16 protein-coding genes are annotated in these 19,526 nt (G+C 39.2%); 15 read left to right on the top strand and 1 reads right to left on the bottom strand.

The genetic code is table 11. The annotated features are described in order from the left end of the window. The first annotated feature begins 6 nt into the window (after positions 1 to 6). From FI644_RS07350 to FI644_RS07340, 3 genes are read left to right on the top strand one after another with little or no spacing between them, the layout of a single operon-like run. A complete protein-coding gene (locus FI644_RS07350; protein WP_053477924.1) occupies positions 7 to 1,515 on the top strand; it encodes a Mur ligase family protein in 1,509 nt (502 codons plus the stop codon). A gap of 39 nt (positions 1,516 to 1,554) precedes the next feature. After that, positions 1,555 to 2,271 carry a cysteate racemase gene (gene cuyB / locus FI644_RS07345; RefSeq protein WP_053477923.1) on the top strand — a complete coding sequence of 239 codons (717 nt, stop codon included), beginning with the start codon at positions 1,555 to 1,557 and terminating at the stop codon, positions 2,269 to 2,271. A 29-nt stretch (positions 2,272 to 2,300) separates the two neighbouring features. Continuing rightward, a complete protein-coding gene (locus tag FI644_RS07340) occupies positions 2,301 to 2,612 on the top strand; it encodes a hypothetical protein (protein WP_053477922.1) in 312 nt (103 codons plus the stop codon). A gap of 715 nt (positions 2,613 to 3,327) precedes the next feature. Here FI644_RS07340 and FI644_RS07335 read toward each other — a convergent pair. Further along, a complete protein-coding gene (locus tag FI644_RS07335; RefSeq protein WP_231690151.1) occupies positions 3,328 to 4,002 on the bottom strand; it encodes a nuclease-related domain-containing protein in 675 nt (224 codons plus the stop codon). A gap of 315 nt (positions 4,003 to 4,317) precedes the next feature. Here FI644_RS07335 and FI644_RS07330 point away from each other — a divergent pair, with 315 nt between their 5' ends. From FI644_RS07330 to FI644_RS07275, 12 genes are all read left to right on the top strand, one after another. Continuing rightward, on the top strand, positions 4,318 to 5,592 hold the full coding sequence (locus FI644_RS07330; protein ID WP_053477920.1) for a murein hydrolase activator EnvC family protein: 1,275 nt from the start codon (positions 4,318 to 4,320) through the stop codon (positions 5,590 to 5,592). Positions 5,593 to 5,800: 208 nt separating this feature from the next. Beyond that, positions 5,801 to 7,276, top strand: a complete 1,476-nt coding sequence (locus FI644_RS07325) for a response regulator transcription factor (RefSeq protein WP_053477919.1) — start codon at positions 5,801 to 5,803, stop codon at positions 7,274 to 7,276. A gap of 246 nt (positions 7,277 to 7,522) precedes the next feature. Beyond that, complete coding sequence (gene hutU, locus FI644_RS07320) at positions 7,523 to 9,196, top strand: urocanate hydratase (protein WP_053477918.1); 1,674 nt, start codon at positions 7,523 to 7,525, stop codon at positions 9,194 to 9,196. Between the two features lie 2 nt (positions 9,197 to 9,198). Then, the gene (hutI, locus tag FI644_RS07315) at positions 9,199 to 10,458 is read left to right on the top strand and encodes an imidazolonepropionase (protein WP_053477917.1); all 1,260 of its coding nucleotides are present in this window, start codon (positions 9,199 to 9,201) and stop codon (positions 10,456 to 10,458) included. A gap of 2 nt (positions 10,459 to 10,460) precedes the next feature. Next, positions 10,461 to 11,438, top strand: a complete 978-nt coding sequence (locus FI644_RS07310; protein WP_053477916.1) for an agmatinase family protein — start codon at positions 10,461 to 10,463, stop codon at positions 11,436 to 11,438. A 187-nt stretch (positions 11,439 to 11,625) separates the two neighbouring features. Continuing rightward, positions 11,626 to 13,326 carry a methyl-accepting chemotaxis protein gene (locus FI644_RS07305; RefSeq protein ID WP_172797604.1) on the top strand — a complete coding sequence of 567 codons (1,701 nt, stop codon included), beginning with the start codon at positions 11,626 to 11,628 and terminating at the stop codon, positions 13,324 to 13,326. A 140-nt stretch (positions 13,327 to 13,466) separates the two neighbouring features. Further along, positions 13,467 to 14,795 carry a D-serine ammonia-lyase gene (dsdA, locus tag FI644_RS07300; RefSeq protein WP_053477914.1) on the top strand — a complete coding sequence of 443 codons (1,329 nt, stop codon included), beginning with the start codon at positions 13,467 to 13,469 and terminating at the stop codon, positions 14,793 to 14,795. A 153-nt stretch (positions 14,796 to 14,948) separates the two neighbouring features. Next, positions 14,949 to 16,151: an alanyl-tRNA editing protein gene (locus FI644_RS07295; RefSeq protein WP_231690150.1), complete on the top strand. Its 1,203-nt coding sequence runs from the start codon at positions 14,949 to 14,951 to the stop codon at positions 16,149 to 16,151. 174 nt (positions 16,152 to 16,325) lie between these two features. Continuing rightward, complete coding sequence (locus FI644_RS07290) at positions 16,326 to 16,643, top strand: DUF3870 domain-containing protein (RefSeq protein ID WP_053477912.1); 318 nt, start codon at positions 16,326 to 16,328, stop codon at positions 16,641 to 16,643. Between the two features lie 154 nt (positions 16,644 to 16,797). After that, positions 16,798 to 17,622 (top strand): D-aminopeptidase DppA, encoded by an 825-nt coding sequence (dppA, locus tag FI644_RS07285; protein WP_053477911.1) that lies wholly within the window; start codon positions 16,798 to 16,800, stop codon positions 17,620 to 17,622. 13 nt (positions 17,623 to 17,635) lie between these two features. Beyond that, positions 17,636 to 18,568, top strand: coding sequence for an ABC transporter permease (locus FI644_RS07280; RefSeq protein ID WP_053477910.1), 933 nt, complete (start codon positions 17,636 to 17,638; stop codon positions 18,566 to 18,568). Continuing rightward, positions 18,568 to 19,521 (top strand): ABC transporter permease, encoded by a 954-nt coding sequence (locus FI644_RS07275; RefSeq protein ID WP_053477909.1) that lies wholly within the window; start codon positions 18,568 to 18,570, stop codon positions 19,519 to 19,521. The genes FI644_RS07280 and FI644_RS07275 overlap by 1 nt, the downstream gene beginning before the upstream one ends. Positions 19,522 to 19,526: the final 5 nt, after the last annotated feature.

Here is a 19,526-nt window from a genome sequence, read left to right as displayed (position 1 = left end):
TAGTAAATGATGCAGTTAGAGGAACTTCTACGTTCGATAACGGTTGAGCGTGTTTATAATGACAAGGATATGAGGATTAGCGGTGTTTCTTACCATTCACAAAAGGTTTCCAATGGACATCTTTTCGTTTGTGTTCGCGGATATAAAACAGATGGACATAAATACCTTGCACAGGCAGTAGCCAATGGAGCAGTAGCTGCGGTGGTGGAAGAAGTGCAAGAGGCATTCGATATCCCGCAATTTGTTGTGCAAAACAGCAGAATTGCTCTCGCCCAATTAGGGGATGCCTTCTATGATCATCCTTCGAAAAAAATGAAGATGATTGGTGTAACAGCGACAAATGGGAAAACAACCACATCTTATATGATCAATGCCATTCTTGAAAATGAAGGCTTTAAAACAGGATTAATTGGAACTGTTTCAATCAAAATTGATGATATGTCAATCCCTGCGGAGCTAACAACACCAGAATCATTGGATTTACAAAATTACCTAAATCAAATGGTTGAGAAAGATGTTTCGCATGTTTGTATGGAGGTATCGTCAGCTGCTTTAGAGACTCATCGAGTAGAGACAGTTGATTATGATATTGTTACATTAAACAATGTCAGCCGTGAACATATCGATTCACACGGTTCCTTTGAACAGTATTTTGAAGCGAAATCCAGTCTCATTCGAAATGCGAGCGAAAGAAGCATGGCCGTTTTAAATCTGGATGACCCTTATTCCGCATCACTTGTTAATAAAACAAATGCACGAGTAATTACCTTTGGTGTGAACAGTACAGAAGGGCATATCCATTGTAAAAACTTAGATTTAACAACGGGAAGAGCTAAATTTACAGTTGAAATTTTGAAGGCATTTAAAGCGAATGGGGCTGAATACATCCCTGGAGAATTTGATATCGAGTTGTCTGTTCCTGGTCTTCATTCAGTGTACAATTCAATGGTTGCGATTACGGTAGCATTGCTTTCCGGTGTGGCTGTCTCAACGATCCAGCATACGTTGAAAAATTTTGCTGGTGTAGAAAGACGTTTTGAATTTATTTATGAAGAAGATATAAAGATTATTGATGATCATTTTGCTAATACAGGAAATATCAATGTAACGCTGCAAACGTTAAAGTATATGGATTACAAAAAGCTTCATATAGTATATGCCATTCGTGGGGAGCGCGGACCAACAGTTAACCGGGAAAATGCGGAAGCGATTGTTGAATGGGCTTCGAAGCTTGGTTTGTATGAGATCATTGCTACGAAGAGTGTCTCTCATGTAACAGCTAAGGATAAGGTGACAGATGAGGAACAGCGCGTCTTTGAAGAGGTGATGGGCGAAGCACGTATCCAGGTTGATTTATATGACGAATTACCAGATGCGATTGCCCGTGCATTGGCTAAGGCGGAAGAAGGAGATCTTGTCCTTCTAGCTGGCTGTCAAGGAATGGACCACGGAGCTGAGATTGCTTTGCAATTGCTGCGGGAAAAAAATGAACTTCGTATTGAAATACTTGAATAGAGCGTAGATCTAAAAATTGTTAATTGAGAAGGTTGAATAATGGGAAAGAAGAGCTTAGGTGTAATCGGCGGAATGGGACCGATGGCCACATCTGTTTTTTTTGAAAAGGTCATTGAAAATACAGTTGCTGGTGCTGATCAAGATCATATTAATATGATTATTCTTAATCATGCTACATTGCCCGATCGAACAAGTGTGATTTTGAATAAAGAGGAAGATACTTTTTTACATGCGGTTGAAAAAGATATAAAACTGCTTGAGAGTGCTGGTGTAGCAAATATTGCGATTCCATGTAATACTTCACATTATTTCTATGATAAGATGCAGGAAATGACCGGGGTCAATATTATTCATATGATTGATGAGACTTGTAAAGCAATTCATCAATCATACGGAGATCAAAGCAAGGTGGGCATCTTAGCAACGAATGGTACAGTAAGCAGCGGCATATATGAAAAAGGCTGTAATGCCTACAATATGCAGTTGTATAAGCCGAACAAGGTCTATCAAGACCAAATTATGAATACAATTTATAATGTGAAAAGTGATTTAGACATCGATGTGAATGTAATCGAACAAATTATAACGGACTTGATTCATAATGAAGGCTGCAGCTGTGTCATCCTAGCCTGCACGGAGCTGTCATGTTTGAAATTAAATGATGAAGTGACACCTTACTGTGTGGATGCAATGGATATACTAGTCGAGAGATCGATTGAGTATTCCGGCGGGATTGTGAAAAAAGAGAAAAACTGATTGAGGTAATTTTGAGGGAGGGGTATCTTTTGAAACTGAATGAAGTCGAGAGATTCGAGGAGTTTTTGTCAGAGTCATTTGGAGATGGCGTACACATTAGGGAATTACGCTTATCTAATGAAGAAACTGAATATATTAAAAAGACCTACCCTAAAGCTATTTTTAATAAAAGTTTCCAAAAGGAAACTTTAGACGGAAAAAACTGGTACAAGGTAACACTTCTGCCCCCAACCAAGAAAGACAATCAGGATGAAATCACAGCAATCCAACAAGAGAACTTGAGGCTAAAACAGGAAATAGAAGTCCTTAGACGAACGATGAAGGTTGATAAAGGTAAATAAATTGGAAACAAGCCGCTCGGTGGATACTGGGCGGCTTGTTTATTTGGGGGAATAAGGTGCATGAATAGAAGATGGAACTTATTTATGGTTAAAAATGTAAAAAGTGGTCGAGTAAAAAGAGAATAGAGCTTATTTATGGATATAAATGTAAAAGGAGGTCACGTAAAAAGAGAATAGAGCTTATTTATGGATATAAATGAAAAAACGGTCGAGTAAAAAGAAGATAGAACTCATTAATGGATATAAATGTAAAAAGGGGTCGCGTAAAAAGAGAATGGAGCTCGTTAATGGTTATAAATGTAAAAGGAGGTCACGTAAAAAGAGAATAGAGCTCATTAATGGTTATAAATGTAAAAAGAGGTCACGTAAAAAGAGAATAGAGTTCATTAATGGTTATAAGTGTAAAAAGAGGTCGCATAAAAAGAGGATGGCGCTCACATGTGGAAATAAATAGAAAAAGAGGGCACATAAAATTAATTAATCTACATAATATGAAGATTTACCATAACCAATGCATGTAAAGTTCTCTGATAGAATTTTTCGTATAACTTTCTTAGATTTAATTCCTTTGCACCAATCAAAGATAGCATTTGTAGTTACTTTCCTATCTGGGAAAAGGAGGATAAACTCTTCCACACTCCGGATAATTGAGGATCTGACATCTTCCTTACATGAGCACTTTGTGCATACTAATATCTGATCTTGAAATTGTAACTCACAAGAATGACAGGACTGACAGATGATTCCCTTTTTTTAACTGCTCATAAGTATATTTAGGCAGTCTTTTGAATGGTGATTCTTTTAAATGAATAGATAGTAACTTTTCGGCAATTTGTATGCCTTTTCTGTTTGCTGGTTTAACAGGTAACTTTTTCGAAAATCGTTTCAACTGAGTGGGAAATATAATGGGTTGACCGAGGGGAGCTTGATAGAGTTGAAAGTTGGGGTTAATGAAGATTACATAGGGTTCTATATGTGTTTTAATTCCATGGTTTTGAAGCAATTGCCTGAGTAATGATTCACTTCGTTCCAATTGGAGTAAGGGGTTCTTTATTTCCTTCTTTGATAAAGTAAGCCATCTTCCATTTTCATCGATATAAAAATCTCCTTCATAATTTTTAACCTCGAAAACATAGAGAGTCTCGTCAACTAGCAGCAGCGAATCTATTTGAAAAGTAGTATGATTGCATTCAAGCAATAAATCATTCAGGATCAGCCGATTCTCTGATTCTGGCAAACTTTCAAGCCACGCATCAAACTGAATTTCGCCCTCAAAACCTTTTTCAAGGCTCCCATAATACTGCACTTCTTCAACTGATAAATCCATGCGCATATTCAACATTCGATAAAGCTTTAATTCTTTTGATTCACTACGAGGTTTAATAACCATAGGCACCATCCTCTAATCAAGATTTACAATCATTCTATGAAATATTACTTATTTTTACAAGTGATGGAATCTACTGAAATATAAATGTAATAATTTTAGGGATTAAATTTATAAATGGCAATGCTATAATATAAAAGATGTGAATATACAACAAAATATGACTCATTTTCCCAAAATAATATACAACATTTTACATTCTACCTCATAAATTACCTGTGAAATTTCGCCATAACTAGACAAATGAGGATTACTTTTCTATAGTAATAGAATCTTAAAGTACATAGATAATTTTAAAGTAATAGAGAGGAGACATGGATGAAATTGAAAAGAAAATTTCTCGCTCTAGGAATAGGAATCATAATAGGCAGCGGCAGTTTACTAATGCCTATGTCAAGCACTGCTTATGCAGTATCAAATAAGCAGCTAGAGGAAAAAAAGAAGGATATACAAGAAAAACGTTCAAATGTTCAATCAGAGATTAATCAAAAGAAAGATGACTTAGTGCAAATAGGAGAAGAAAAGTCAGCAGTTCAGAAAGAGCTAGATAAATTAGAACTTACAATTGCGGACACGGAGAATAAAATTAAAGAAAAAGAAGCTCAGATTGCAGATGCAAAAGAGGAAATTAAGAAACTCCAACAAGAGATTGCCGTTCTAAAGGAACAGATAAAAAAGAGAGACGAACTATTAAAGGAACGTATTCGTTCCATTCAAGAAAATGGTGGAGTCATTAACTACATAGACGTATTATTAGGTGCGCAAAGCTTTAGCGACTTTATTAATCGTGTAAGTGCGGTAACTTCATTCATGGAAGCAGACCGTGATTTACTTCGCATGCACCAAGAAGATAAGGCGTTGCTTGATAAAAAAGAAGCAGAAGCACAGAAACAATTAGAAGAACTTAATAAAAAATTGGCCGATCTTGAAGGAATGAAGAAGAAGCTTGAGATTCAAAAAGCTGAAAGAAACAAACTATATAAAGAATTAGAACAAGAAGAACAACATATGCATGAAGAACTTTTAGAGTTTGAAGATGAAGCAGCTATACTTGCTGCACAGGAAAAGGCAATGGAACGTGAAATTGCAGCTTGGAAGAAGAAACAGCGTGAACTAGAGGAACAAAGAAAAAAACAGGCTAATAATAATGGAAACAACAGTGTGGGCGCTCCTCCGGCAATTACCAATGGAGCATTTATGAACCCAGCAACAGGTAGGCTTACATCGCATTATGGACAAAGATGGGGCAGATTGCATTCAGGGATCGATATTGGTAAAGGCGGCCGAACAGAAGCAGTTCCAATTGTTGCTTCAGCATCGGGAACGGTAATCAAAGCGAATTTTGATCGCAGCTACGGAAATGTCGTCATGATTACACATGTAATTGATGGACAAGTCATGACAACTGTCTATGGTCATATGGAATCCCTTTCTGTATCCAATGGACAAAGTGTTGAAAAAGGTCAGCTGTTAGGGTATATGGGGAATACAGGTAATTCAACTGGACCGCATTTACACTTTGAGATCCATCATGGACCTTGGAATGGAAGCAGATCAAATTCTGTTAACCCTCTAAGATATGTAAACTATTAAGCAATTGAAAAGGCACTCACCAATAGGTGTAGTGCTTTTTTTCTAATTTAGTATTCTATTTACTGCGACTATGCTTCTTAATCAAACGATTGATTAGTAAAAAATGCGAACATACCCCTTAATCAAACGTTTGATTAAGAAGAAATCAGAATATATCTATTAATCAAACGTTTGATTAGTTATGCTGATCTTTAGAGGTGAGATACATTTGAATATTCATGTGATGGCAAAAGATACGTTAGAGGCTCAAGGGATTCGGTGGATGATTGAATCACATTTGCCTGGTATTCAGTTGACGGTATGGGATTCGCTGGAGGAGTTTTCAAGAGCAGTGCAAAATGAACGACCAGACCTTGTCATTTTGGATATGGACGGTTGGATGAAGAGCAGTGAAGGATTCTGTGAGCTGCTTCAACGGTATAAAATTCGCTGGTTAGGTCTATCCTCTGAGCGGATTTTTCAAACTGCCTATCGTGCACTCCGTTTTCGTGCAGAAGATGTTTTATTCCGTCCGATATCACCTGATGATTTGAAAAAACAAATTCAGCAAATCCGTTATCAAACAAGAAATGACCATAATTTCTTCTCAAATCAGACCGGAGATAAAGTAGATACCTACACAATTGATTATCCAGATTTATTTTTGTTAGATAAGAACAGATCTTATCCGATAACAATGGTTGCCTTTTTGACACCGAACCCTGAGACACTGCCGTTTGTCTATGATGCCCTACAGCGTTATTCCTTTCCAGGTAAGCATAAGCTTTTTGCATTATCTGATTTTATTTTATGTGTTCAGGAGAATGAAAAAATAGAATCGATTAGGGAAGTTTATCATTCTTTCCTATCAAGGTGGAAAGAGCGAATGGATGAACCGCTTGCAATTGTTATTAACATAGATTCTTCAAGAGGATCATTAAAGAAAACGTATCAGCAAACGAGGCAATTAACAAAAAGAGTCTTTTTTGAGGGCTATGATATTATTTTGGAAGAAAATAAGCAACTAGCTCCTTTAGAAATGGATCCCTTTCTTACGCCACTTGAGCAGCGTCAATGGATTGAGATGCTTGAAACAAGGAATATAAAGGCAATAAGAGAGTGGGTTGAGCGCGAATTTCTAACTTATGACCGTCCTTATCCAGACCCAGAATTGGTTCGAATCCGATTAACGAGTGTACTCGCACAAATCCGCAGACATATGAAAGCATATAATCTACAAAGTATATCACTTGAAGCGAGTTATCATGAGGTTTTTAAGCAAATTGTTCATCAATCTGTTATTTATCAAATTGTTCAAGAGTTTCTAACATTTATCCAGAGATTGCTTCTTCAGGTTCAGGAGCAAATACAAGACGGTCCCCGGACACTAGTGGAGAGAGTACAGGAAATGATTGAATCGAATTATTGGGATGCTGGATGGAATTTAGCGGCATGTGCGGAAGGACTGCGCATGAACAAAAGTACGCTTAGCAGGCGCTTTTCGGCTGAATCAGGACAAACCTTCCGCACGCATCTTCATCAAGTAAGAATTCGTGAAGCAAAGCGATTGCTGCAGGAAACAGATATTTCATTAGATGAAGTAGCACGATTAATCGGCTATGCTCATCAAACGTATTTCAATGCAAAATTTAAACAGTATGTAGGCAGTACCCCTTTGGCTTTTCGGACTGGGGTTAAGAGGTGAAAAAGCCTCATGCTGCCCTTTTCCTCAAAAATATGGAAAATAAGTAGCCAAGAAAAAACGGATGTTATTCCTATCCTCCATCCATGGATACTAACTCACCTAAAATTAAAATAGAATGAATCAATTTATAATAATAGTCATTTTAATAAATTGTTAAGCAATAGATTATAAAAATATCCTTAATTTATAATAAATTATCCGAAATTTCATTATAAAATAAAAATATAGAAATGGAGGGATTTAGAAATGAAAGCGATTTCGAATGATAAGGTTGTGCGTTACCGTGGAACAGATTTGAATACGAAGGGGTGGCTGCAGGAAGCAGCACTTCGGATGTTAATGAACAATTTGGACCCGGATGTGGCAGAGCGTCCAGAGGATCTTGTTGTTTATGGAGGAATTGGAAAGGCGGCACGTAATTGGGATTGCTTTGATGCAATTGTGAAATCATTGAAAGAGTTGGAAAATGATGAAACGCTGCTTGTTCAATCCGGAAAACCAGTGGCGATTTTTAAATCACATGCGGATGCCCCACGTGTTCTGCTCGCGAATTCGAATATTGTCCCTGCCTATGCAAATTGGGAGACATTCCATGAGCTTGATAAAAAAGGTTTGATGATGTACGGGCAAATGACAGCAGGCAGTTGGATTTATATTGGCTCACAAGGAATTGTGCAAGGAACATATGAAACATTCGCGGAACTAGCTAAGCAGCATTTCAATGGTACACTTAAACATACAATCACGCTTACAGCTGGACTTGGCGGGATGGGTGGAGCTCAGCCGCTTGCTGTTACGATGAATGGCGGAGTTTGCATTGGTATTGATGTGGATGAAACTCGCATTGATCGCCGAATTGAAACACGCTATACAGATGTGAAAACAGACTCCCTTGATGAAGCGATTCGTCTTGCACAGGAAGCAAAACTATCTGGTAAGGCTCTATCTATCGGTCTTATCGGAAATGCCTCAGATATTCTGCCTGAAATGATTGCACGAAATTTCATTCCAGATGTACTAACAGACCAAACATCTGCACATGATCCGCTGAATGGATATGTCCCTTCAAAAATGTCTCTTGAAGAAGCGGCAGAGCTGCGGAAGAGTCATGCGGAAGAATATGTGAAGCTTTCAAAAGCTGCTATGGCAAAACATGTTGAAGCCATGCTTGAAATGATGGAAAAAGGTGCAGTTACATTTGACTATGGCAACAATATCCGTCAGGTTGCAAAGGATGAAGGGGTAGAAAATGCCTTTGCATTCCCTGGATTTGTGCCAGCGTATATTCGCCCGCAATTTTGTGAAGGAAAAGGACCTTTCCGCTGGGTAGCACTTTCAGGTGACCCAATGGATATTTATAAAACGGACGAAGTCATTTTGCGTGAATTTAGCGATAATGAGCATTTATGCAATTGGATTCGTATGGCGCAAGAAAAAATTGAATTCCAGGGACTGCCTTCTCGTATTTGCTGGCTTGGTTATGGGGAGCGGGCACGCTTTGGAAAAATCATTAATGATATGGTGGCAAGCGGAGAATTGAAAGCACCAATCGTCATTGGTCGTGACCACCTCGATTCTGGCTCAGTAGCTTCTCCAAACAGAGAAACAGAAGCTATGAAGGATGGTTCTGATGTTGTTGCAGACTGGCCGATTTTGAATGCGATGATTAATGCAGTTGGCGGAGCAACATGGGTATCTGTGCATCACGGCGGCGGTGTGGGAATGGGTTACTCCATGCATGCAGGAATGGTTATTGTTGCTGACGGAACAAAGGAAGCGGAAGCACGTCTTGAGCGTGTATTAACTACAGATCCAGGAATGGGGATTGTCCGTCATGTTGATGCAGGCTATGATTTGGCGAAAGAAACAGCTCAAGAAAAAGGGGTTAACATCCCAATGCTTAATAAAGGAAATGAGTAAAAATGAAGAAACCAATTTGGATTAAACATATATCGCAGCTTGCTACACTTGCCTCAAACAGCAATGGTCCACGCTCAAAAGAAGCAATGTCTGAGTTAGGGATAATTGAGGATGGCAGCTTATGGCTGGAAGATGGAAAGATTCAAGCTGTTGGTACTACGAAGGATTTAAATGAACGGTATTCTGCAAAGGCTCATGAAGCAGAAATTGTTGATGCAGCAGGACATTTAGTTACTCCGGGATTGGTCGATCCTCATACACATGTTGTATACGGGGGAAGCCGTGAGCGTGAATTTGAAATGCGTCTTGAAGGTGCAACCTATATGGAAATTATGAATGCCGGCGGCGGAATTCATGCTACAACCCGTATGACTCGTGAAGCAACAGAAGAAGAGCTTTTTGAGCAGACATCCCGAAGGCTTGATTCTTTTCTTCAGCATGGTGTTACGACAGTTGAAGGGAAAAGCGGTTATGGTATGAACCTTGAGACAGAACTTAAGCAATTGCGGATGATGAAGCGATTGCAGGAAGCACATACGATTGATCTCGTTCCAACCTTTATGGGTGCACACGCGGTACCTCCTGAATTTAAAGGAAAAGAAGATGCATTCGTTGACCATATTATTAATGACATGCTTCCAGTTGTTGCTGAAGAAACATTAGCGGAATTTAACGATGTTTTTTGTGAAATGGGTGTGTATACGCCTGAGCAGTCGGAGCGAATTTTAGAAGCAGGGAAAAAGCTCGGATTGACACCAAAAATCCATGCGGATGAAATTGAGCCATACGGCGGGGCAGAACTTGCTGCAAAGGTTGGAGCGATTTCAGCTGAGCATTTGTTAAAAGCATCGGATGAAGGAATCAAAGCAATGGCGGAAGCGGGAACAATTGCCTGTCTGCTTCCGGCAACAGCCCTCTATTTGCGTGAAGGGGCAGCAGCAGGCAGGAAAATGGTTGATGGGGGTGTGGCAGTAGCTATTTCAACAGACTGTAATCCAGGGTCTTCGCCAACAACATCGATGCCGCTTGTGATGAATTTAGCATGTATATCGATGAGACTAACTCCTGCAGAGGCGCTGACAGCGGCAACATATAATGCTGCCTGTGCCATCAACCGTCAGGACCTGGTAGGTTCACTTGAGACTGGAAAACAAGCGGACATCGTTTTATGGAACGTAAAGAATTATCAGGAATTACAATACTTATTCGGAGTTAATCATGTCAAAAAGGTTTGGAAAAAAGGCGTTCAGGTGGTGGGATAATTATGAAAAAGAATTGGCTGCAAAAGCCTGAATGGTCATGGAATCAAACGGAAGGGCAACCAACATATGTTCATCACTGGGTTCAGCCATTAGATAAATTCGCTGAATCACCGGACCTCATTCTTTACGGGGCACCTATTTCACGTTCCTCAATCAGTGTCTCTGGTGCATCTCTTTATCCGACAGAATTCCGCAAAATGTGGAAAGGCTATGCTACTTATAATTTGGATGAGGATATCGATTTAACCTCTATTCGGGTGGGGGATGCAGGAGATGTAGCCATGCATACGACAGATATCCTTTTATCCCACCGGCGTATTCAGGAATCAACTCAAGCATTAGCAGCTGACTATCCGAATGCCTTGACATGTATGATTGGCGGTGATCACTCCACAACTGCTTGTGCTGTTAGAGGAGTAAAGGATGCCCATCCTGAGGAAACAATCGGAATTTTACAGCTTGATACGCATTTGGATGTAAGAGATCCAGCAGAATTAGGGCCGGCAAATGGAACACCAATTAGACAATTGATAGATGGAAATGCAGTCAAGGGAGAAAATGTAATAAATATTGGTTTACATGGGTATTTTAATGCGAAGCCATTAGTTGATTATGCAAAAGAGCACAAGATTCAAATGGTGACATTAAAGCAAGCACGAAAAGATGGTGTAGTAAAAACGATTCAGGATGCACTGGAGAGACTTGCCAAGCAGGTGGATCGCATATATGTCACAGTGGATATGGATGTACTTGATATTTCCGTTGCACCAGGTGTACCAGCATCTACACCAGGAGGCTTAACTGCCATAGAGCTATTCGATGCACTGCTTGAAATAGGAAAAAACACAGCAGTTCGGCATATAGATTTTGTTTGTTTGGATCCTAGCAAGGATACGAATGTAGCAGAAACTGTCAAAACTGGTGTATATGCATGGCTGCAGTTTGTTACAGGCTTTGCCTGCCATTCCAATCAAAAATAATGATGAAACACGGGGTATAAATAACAACCTCGTGTTTTTTTGTTTATCTGAAAAATTCGACAAAATCCGATAAAAACAACCAAATTTTTTTAAAAGTAGTGACTTTTATAACAGTTCGAGTAGAATGAATCATTTATAATCAGAGCAGGAAATTTTTACTATGTTAAATGTGGAAAAGAGGGTTACTTTGAAGAGATCCATTCTAACAAAGCTGATTGGTCTTGTGTCTGTTGTTATATTCGTGAGTTTAACGGTTATTTCGTTTGCGAATTATCGAATGACCTATTTAAAGGTAAAGGAATCAGCCGGAATTGAACTGTTTGGCTGCGCGAATATTACTACTGGTCTTTTAACAAGGAATGATATTGACAGCCTGAATTCGCTTACGTCTTCACAGGCTGAAGAGCTTGGTGAAAAAATCGACTGGACTACGGCCCATAAGCCAATTTTTGAAAACCAGTATATTATGTCTATCAAGGGGCAAGTGCTTGTTCCTGATGAAAAATCGAACAAACAAGGAATCAAAGTTGGGGACATGACACCTGTTGATGAGGATATATTAAATACATTACTAGAAACGAAGGCGCCAGTTTTCTCAGATGTTTACGATTATTCGGGTATGAAACGCTTGACTGGATATGCTCCTATTTTTAAAAATCATGATATGCATGGTGAAATTGTTGCAATTAGTGCAATTGATTTCGATGCAGAGATTCTAACGGAAAGAACTTGGAGTATGGTATCATCAACCATCATTGTTGGAATTATTTCATTGCTTGCAGCTGGAACAATTATTATTTTGTATGTAAGGAAAACGATTCTGCCATTAAAGTTTTTGACAGAATATACAAAGAGAATTTCTGAAGGTGATTTAAGCAAAGAGGCAACTACAATTAAAGCAACAGGAGAAATACGAATTCTGAATGAAAACTTTAATATCATGGTTGAAAACTTAAAGAGCGCTCTCCTTCAAACCGCATCAACCTCTAAAGAAGTCGCCTCATCGACTGAGGAGCTGTCCGTCAATACTTCAGAAGTAGTGGACATCGTTGAAGAAATTTCTGCCACATTCCAAAACGTTGCCGAGTCATCTAATCATCAAGCAATAGAGGCTGAACATATACAGGCTATCTTTCAAAAAATTGCTACTCAAACGAATGATATAGCAGAAAGAATAAAAATCACTACAAAAAATTCGCGTGAAGTCTCCGACTATGCCGTGAATGGAAATGTGATTATTGGAGAATCCATTAAACAAATGGACGATATTCGGTTAAGTTCAACGAATGTCTCAAAGACAATGCACGAGCTGAAGGAAAAATCGGATAGAGTGAAGGAAATACTGAATATAATTATGAATGTATCTAAACAGACAAATCTGCTTGCTCTAAATGCTTCAATTGAAAGTGCAAGGGCTGGCGAGCATGGGAAAGGCTTTGCTATTGTTGCTGAAGAAATACGCACCTTAGCCGAGGAAACATCAAAGAGTATTGAAAGTATAAAATCAATTGTTTTTGAGATTGAAAGTAAAACAACAGAAGCAGTTCAACTATCTGAGCAGGGAGATAAGATTGTACAAATTGGAATGGAAAAGGTAAAAAATGCAGGTCACTCTTTTAATGAAATAAAGGAATCAACGAAAGGATTAAGTGAAGAAGTTGAACATGTTCTTACATCTACTGTTGAAATTCAGGAAGAGATAAGTGCTGCTAACATTCAAATAATAAACATCGCATCGATTTCGAAGGAGATATCTAGCCAAATGCAGGATGTTGCTCTTTCATCTGAGCAACAAACTGGATCCATGGAAGAAGTGTCTGCAGCCATTCAAATGCTCGTTCATACGGCAAATGAAATGGAGAAACTAGCAAATCGCTTTAAAATATAAAGATATATAGTGAAAAACAAGCAGGCTGATGATATAAAAGCTTGCTTGTTTTTTATTTTCCTATCCTTCACTTGAAAAATAAACGCCTTTCAGGCAAATTTGAATTAATAGATTATCATTTTTGAATAGGGGTGGCTATAATGTCTGAGAAAGTTATTTTAGGAAGAACTCTTGTGGAATGGAAAAAAAGGCTCCCATTATTGAATGAAGTAATAGATCTTAAGGAAGTTTTTTGGACAAACCCTATGTATCAAACAGCTTCTGAGCCGTCTTCACTTTCATTTAAAAACATTATGGATGCTGAAGAGCGGCTAGCTCGATTTGCGCCCTATATTGCAAAAGTTTTTCCTGAAACAGAAAACAGTAGCGGATTGATAGAGTCTCCTCTTATATCTGTCCCACAAATGAAAAGGGGCCTGGAGCAAATCTATCATTTTGAATTACCAGGCCGTCTTTTGTTGAAATGTGATAGTCATCTGCCAATCTCAGGATCCATTAAAGCAAGAGGCGGGATTTACGAAGTATTAAAGTATGCGGAAGACCTAGCATTGAAGCATCAAATGATCTCCTTGAAGGATGACTATTCAGTCTTTGCGGATCAAACATTTAAGGACTTCTTTTCCCGTTATTCCATTGCAGTTGGATCAACAGGAAATTTAGGGTTAAGCATTGGCATCATGAGCGCAAAGCTAGGCTTTAACGTGTATGTTCATATGTCAGCAGATGCAAAGAGGTGGAAGAAGGACTTGCTTAGAGCAAAAGGGGTCAATGTAGTCGAGCATAATTCTGATTTCAGCGAGGCAGTTGCACAGGGAAGGAAACAGGCTGCTGGGGATCCTCATATGTATTTTATTGATGATGAAAGCTCCCGTCATCTTTTTCTAGGATATTCTGTAGCTGCCATTCGGTTAAAGAAACAGCTGGAGGATATGAACATTCAGGTTAATGAGGAAAATCCGCTAGTTGTCTACCTCCCTTGTGGTGTTGGCGGCGGACCTGGAGGGATAACCTTCGGACTAAAGCAAGTCTTTAAAGAGCATGTGCATTGTTTTTTTGCTGAGCCTACACATTCGCCATGTATGCTCCTTGGCTTAATGACAGGATTGCATGATCAGGTTTCAGTCCAAGACTTTGGTCTGGATAACCAAACAGAGGCAGATGGACTTGCGGTTGGCAGACCATCGGGCTTTGTGGGGAAATTCCTTGAAAAAGAAATAAGTGGGATCTACACAGTAGAAGATGAAAAATTATTTACTTTGCTGACTATACTAGCTGATACGGAAGGAATATATCTTGAACCGTCTGCCCTTGCAGGATTTTTAGGACCTGTACAGCTGTTGAAATCGCAAATGGGAGGAAATAACAAGCTCGATGTCTCATTGAAAAAGGCTACACATATCATTTGGGGGACGGGCGGCAGCATGGTTCCTAAAGCCGAAATGAAGAAATATTATGAGAGAGGCATCTAATAGCGTTTGCAAAAATAAATAGGATATCGCAAAAAAACCAGTAATTTTGCAAAAATAAATAGCATATCGCAAAAATAGATAATTTACATTTACAGAAAAATGAATGTTCACAAAAAAAACTTAGTAAAACTAATAAACTGGAGGCCTTTTTCATTGAAAAATAAACTATATTATCAAGATCCATACATAAAGTCATTTACAACTCATTTAAAGGATCAGCAAAAGGATGAACAAGGAAGGGTGTACGCTATTTTAGAGGAAACAGCCTTTTATCCAACAGGTGGAGGGCAGCCGTATGATACAGGTACGTTAAATGGGATTAAGGTTATTGATGTGGAGGAAATCGATGGGGAGATCCGTCATTATATAGCGCAACCGTTCAACGAGCCTGGGGAAATAACTGGCGAAATTGATTGGGAAAGAAGATTTGACCATATGCAGCAGCATGCAGGCCAACATATCCTGTCGGCAGCTTTTGAAGAAAAATTTGGTTTTGCCACCGTTAGTTTTCATTTAGGGAATGAAGTGTTAACGATTGATCTGGATATTGAGGAGTTAACAGACGAACAAGCGGAAGAAGCAGAGGATTTAGCCAATCAAATCATATTAGAAAACCGTTCGATTGAAACGAAATGGGTAACAATGGACGAGCTATCTTCCTATCGTCTTAGAAAGCAGCTTTCTGTCACCGAAAATATCCGTCTCGTGATTATTCCTGATTTTGATTACAACGGCTGTGGAGGAACGCATCCGCATTCAACTGGAGAAGTAAAGGCAATCAAAATTTTAGATTGGGAGAAACAGCGGAAAAAGATCCGTGTTCATTTTGTTTGCGGTGACCGCGTACTCAACCAGCTTCATCAAAAGCAAAAGGAAATCAAACGCTTGACGAGTATACTGAACGCACCTGAAGAAAACCTTGCGGACACGGCGAAAAAGCTAATTGAAGACAAAAAGATGCTTGAAAAATCTATTGAGGAATTAAAAGATGAGCTTGTCGCATATGAAGCGAAAGATCTCCTTACGAACGGAAAATCTTCAAGCAACGGATTAATTATAAGTAAACAATTTAAAAATCGATCGATCCAGGAAGTACAGAAGCTAGCTCGAGCAGTGACAGTCCTATCAGAGGAGGCTGTTGTGTTTTTCGTGAATGATGCAGAAGAAAAGCTGCAATTTGTTTGTGCAAAAGGAAAGGCGCCGAATGGCAGCATGAAAGAAATAACAAATAAACTTTTGCCATTAATAAATGGGAAGGGCGGGGGAAATGATTTGTTTGCCCAAGGTGGAGGAGAAGCGCTGATAACTGCAGAGCAATTATTTCATCAGGGATTAGAATATATGGAGCAGGATTAAAACCAGTGTTCTTAATGATAAATTAATAAAATATTTAGAAAAGTCAAATAAAGTAGTTGTCAAGCCTACCTCTGTTATATTACAATTCTTATAGGAGCTATGCATTACATTGAATGTTTATGTTTTTCACATGAACACCCCATGTAATATCCTTGCTCTATAGGAGGTACGTTCATGTATCAGCAAGGCACTGTTTATGTTATCGGGGATAGCAAAACTTCATCCAACAATCCTATCATGCAGCAATATAAAGCCTTTTTTGTAGGTCTTGTCATTGATAGAAAAACAGATAAGATTATTGATGCAGAATGCTCATCAACCATTGACTTAACTACTCGCTTTGTCCATTCATTATTTGTGGAAAAATCCATTTTGGAAGTGGATAGGTTAACGGAAGAAATTGAGCAGCGCTACTTTGGATCCTCGCAAAAAGCATTGATAGTCGCGTTTAAGAATGCTCATATTAAATATTTACAAATAAAGAATAAATAATAAGCTGCTTTTTCTGTTTATCGCAGATGAAATCCAGCTGTTAGAGATTAGTGTTTTTTCTCTGACAGCTGGTTTTTTTATTTAATAGATTCACACTCAAAATGTAGGAATAGAATCTAGGAAAATAGTATATGAAATAACAGGGGGGATGTAAATGAAGCTATATGTTTCAGTTGATATGGAGGGAATCACAGGACTTGCTGATCATACACATGTTGACTCTTCCAAACATAATTACGAGCGAAGCCGTTTGATTATGACAGATGAGGCGAATCATGTGATTGCAGCTGCCTTTAATGAAGGTTGTGAAGAGGTTTTAGTGAATGATAGCCATTCAAAAATGAATAATCTATTAATTGAAAGGATTCATCCGGAGGCAAAGGTAATTGTTGGGGATGTGAAACCATATTCCATGGTCCAAGGGCTTGATTCTTCTTATTCAGGTGCCATGTTTATTGGCTATCATGCGAGGGCATCTATGTTAGGTGTTATGTCCCATTCAATGATTTTTGGTGTCCGAAATATGTATATCAATGATGTGGCAATTGGTGAAATGGGATTCAATGCTTACGTTGCAGGGTACTATGGTGTACCTGTTCTTCTAGTAGCAGGGGATGACCGTGCAGCATTGGAAGCAGAACAGCTTATCCCGAATGTGACTACTGCCATTGTAAAGGAAACGATTACTCGTTCAGCTGTCAAATCATTGACACCGGCTAAGGCAGGAGAACTTCTAAAGGAAAAGACTTTAGCTGCATTTAAGAATAAAGATCTAGTGAAACCGCTGATTCCACCAGAGCATCCGCTTTTGAGAATTGAATTTGCCAACTATGGGCAGGCAGAATGGGCTCATTTAATGCCTGGTACAGAAATGGAAGGAAATACAACGATAGTGCGTTTCCAGGCGAAGGATATTTTGGAAGCGTATCGAGCGATGCTTGTGATGATTGAATTAGCAATGAGAACATCATTCTGTTAGGAAGTGTTAATTGATGACAGCTTACATCGTAAAACGCCTCATTGCCATGCTTGTAACTCTTTGGCTAATCATTACACTCACTTTTTTCCTCATGCACTCGGTGCCAGGGTCTCCTTTTAATGAGGAAAGAGCCACAAATGAAACCGTTCAGAAAAACCTAGAAAAATACTATCATCTGGATGAACCGCTAATTGTCCAATATGGATTGTACTTAAAATCGGTTATTACTTTTGATTTTGGACCTTCTATCAAAAAATCATCTCAAACGGTCAATGAAATGCTTGGAAGAGGATTTCCTGTTTCATTCGAATTGGGGCTTGTCACTCTTATTGTGGCAGTTATTTCGGGAATTACGCTTGGAATCATTGCTGCACTTCGTCATAACGGGATTCTTGATTATACGGCGATGACGATAGCGGTACTTGGCATATCTATTCCAAACTTTGTTATGGCTACCCTCCTTATTCAGCAGGTGGCTGTAAATTGGGGAATCCTGCCTGTAGCCACATGGGTGAGCCCAAAGCATATGATTCTCCCAACTTTAGCTCTCGCAACAGGACCGATGGCGATTATTGCGAGATTAACCCGTTCCAGTATGCTAGAGGTTCTTACACAGGATTATATAAGAACAGCGAAGGCTAAAGGGCTCTCGCCGGTGAAAATTATCTTTAAACATGCTTTAAGGAATGCCCTTTTGCCTGTTGTAACCGTGCTAGGCTCTTTGGCAGCAAGTATTCTGACTGGGACATTTGTTATCGAGAAAATTTTTGCGATCCCGGGGATGGGCAAATACTTTGTTGAGAGTATTAACCAGCGCGACTACCCGGTCATTATGGGAACGACGGTATTTTACAGTGCGATTCTCATTATGATGCTGTTTCTAGTAGATATTGCTTACGGCATCCTCGACCCTCGGATCAAGCTGCATAAAAAGGAGGGAAGCTAATGGAACTAAGGAAACCGCATGAACATCATATTGAACCAAATATTCCTGATGAATGGTTTGTTCCAAAAGTAAAGGATCAAACGGAAGCGGAAGCGGTTGTAAGGCCAAGCTTATCCTACTGGCAGGATGCATGGCGGCGCCTTCTGAAAAATAAATTAGCCATGGCAGGATTAACATTTCTTATTCTCCTTATAGTGATGGCTATTTTTGGACCAATCATATCGCCACATGATGCTGCAGAACAAAAGCTTGCAAATCAAAATCTACCTCCTTCTAGTAAGCATTGGTTTGGGACAGATGAATTAGGCAGGGATGTATTTTCGAGAACATGGCTTGGGGCACGAATATCTTTGTTTGTCGGGACTGTTGCCGCATTAATCGATTTTCTTATTGGGGTCGTTTACGGAGGAATTGCTGGATATAAAGGCGGGAAAGCAGACAATGTAATGATGAGATTTGTAGAAATTTTGTATGGCCTCCCATATTTACTTGTCGTTATTTTAATAAGTGTTGTCATGGGTCCTGGCTTGTTTACAATCATATTTGCTTTATCTATAACCGGTTGGGTTGGGATGGCCCGAATTGTTAGAGGACAGGTCCTTCAAATCAAAAACTACGAATTTGTGCTTGCATCGAAAACATTTGGAACGAAAACCTCTCGAATCATAAAGAAAAACTTATTGCCAAATACAATGGGTCCAATTATTGTCCAAATGACTTTAACGGTTCCCTCAGCAATCTTTGCAGAAGCATTTTTGAGCTTCCTTGGCTTAGGAATCCAACCCCCTTTGGCGAGTTGGGGTTCCATGGCTAGTGATGGATTGTCTACGATTCTATCAGGACATTGGTGGCGGCTATTTTTCCCAGCCTTCTTCATTTCTCTGACGATGTTTTCATTTAATGTTCTAGGGGATGGGCTGCAGGATGCGCTTGATCCGAAGTTGAGGAGGTAAGCAGC

The sequence above is a fragment of the Cytobacillus solani genome, from assembly GCF_006704205.1.
GTDB classification, from domain to species: Bacteria; Bacillota; Bacilli; order Bacillales; family Cytobacillaceae; genus Cytobacillus; species Cytobacillus solani.
Note: the sequence above shows the minus strand (reverse complement) of the source record. Positions and strands in the feature narration are given on the sequence as shown.

What these genes read in the sequence shown, in the direction of transcription:
- FI644_RS07350 (WP_053477924.1), top strand. Translation starts at nt 7, where the DNA reads ATGATGCAGTTAGAGGAACTTCTACGTTCGATAACGGTTGAGCGTGTT.
- cuyB (WP_053477923.1), top strand. Translation starts at nt 1,555, where the DNA reads ATGGGAAAGAAGAGCTTAGGTGTAATCGGCGGAATGGGACCGATGGCC.
- FI644_RS07335 (WP_231690151.1), bottom strand. Translation starts at nt 4,002, where the DNA reads ATGGTTATTAAACCTCGTAGTGAATCAAAAGAATTAAAGCTTTATCGA.
- FI644_RS07330 (WP_053477920.1), top strand. Translation starts at nt 4,318, where the DNA reads ATGAAATTGAAAAGAAAATTTCTCGCTCTAGGAATAGGAATCATAATA.
- hutU (WP_053477918.1), top strand. Translation starts at nt 7,523, where the DNA reads ATGAAAGCGATTTCGAATGATAAGGTTGTGCGTTACCGTGGAACAGAT.
- hutI (WP_053477917.1), top strand. Translation starts at nt 9,199, where the DNA reads ATGAAGAAACCAATTTGGATTAAACATATATCGCAGCTTGCTACACTT.
- FI644_RS07310 (WP_053477916.1), top strand. Translation starts at nt 10,461, where the DNA reads ATGAAAAAGAATTGGCTGCAAAAGCCTGAATGGTCATGGAATCAAACG.
- dsdA (WP_053477914.1), top strand. Translation starts at nt 13,467, where the DNA reads ATGTCTGAGAAAGTTATTTTAGGAAGAACTCTTGTGGAATGGAAAAAA.
- FI644_RS07290 (WP_053477912.1), top strand. Translation starts at nt 16,326, where the DNA reads ATGTATCAGCAAGGCACTGTTTATGTTATCGGGGATAGCAAAACTTCA.
- dppA (WP_053477911.1), top strand. Translation starts at nt 16,798, where the DNA reads ATGAAGCTATATGTTTCAGTTGATATGGAGGGAATCACAGGACTTGCT.
- FI644_RS07280 (WP_053477910.1), top strand. Translation starts at nt 17,636, where the DNA reads ATGACAGCTTACATCGTAAAACGCCTCATTGCCATGCTTGTAACTCTT.
- FI644_RS07275 (WP_053477909.1), top strand. Translation starts at nt 18,568, where the DNA reads ATGGAACTAAGGAAACCGCATGAACATCATATTGAACCAAATATTCCT.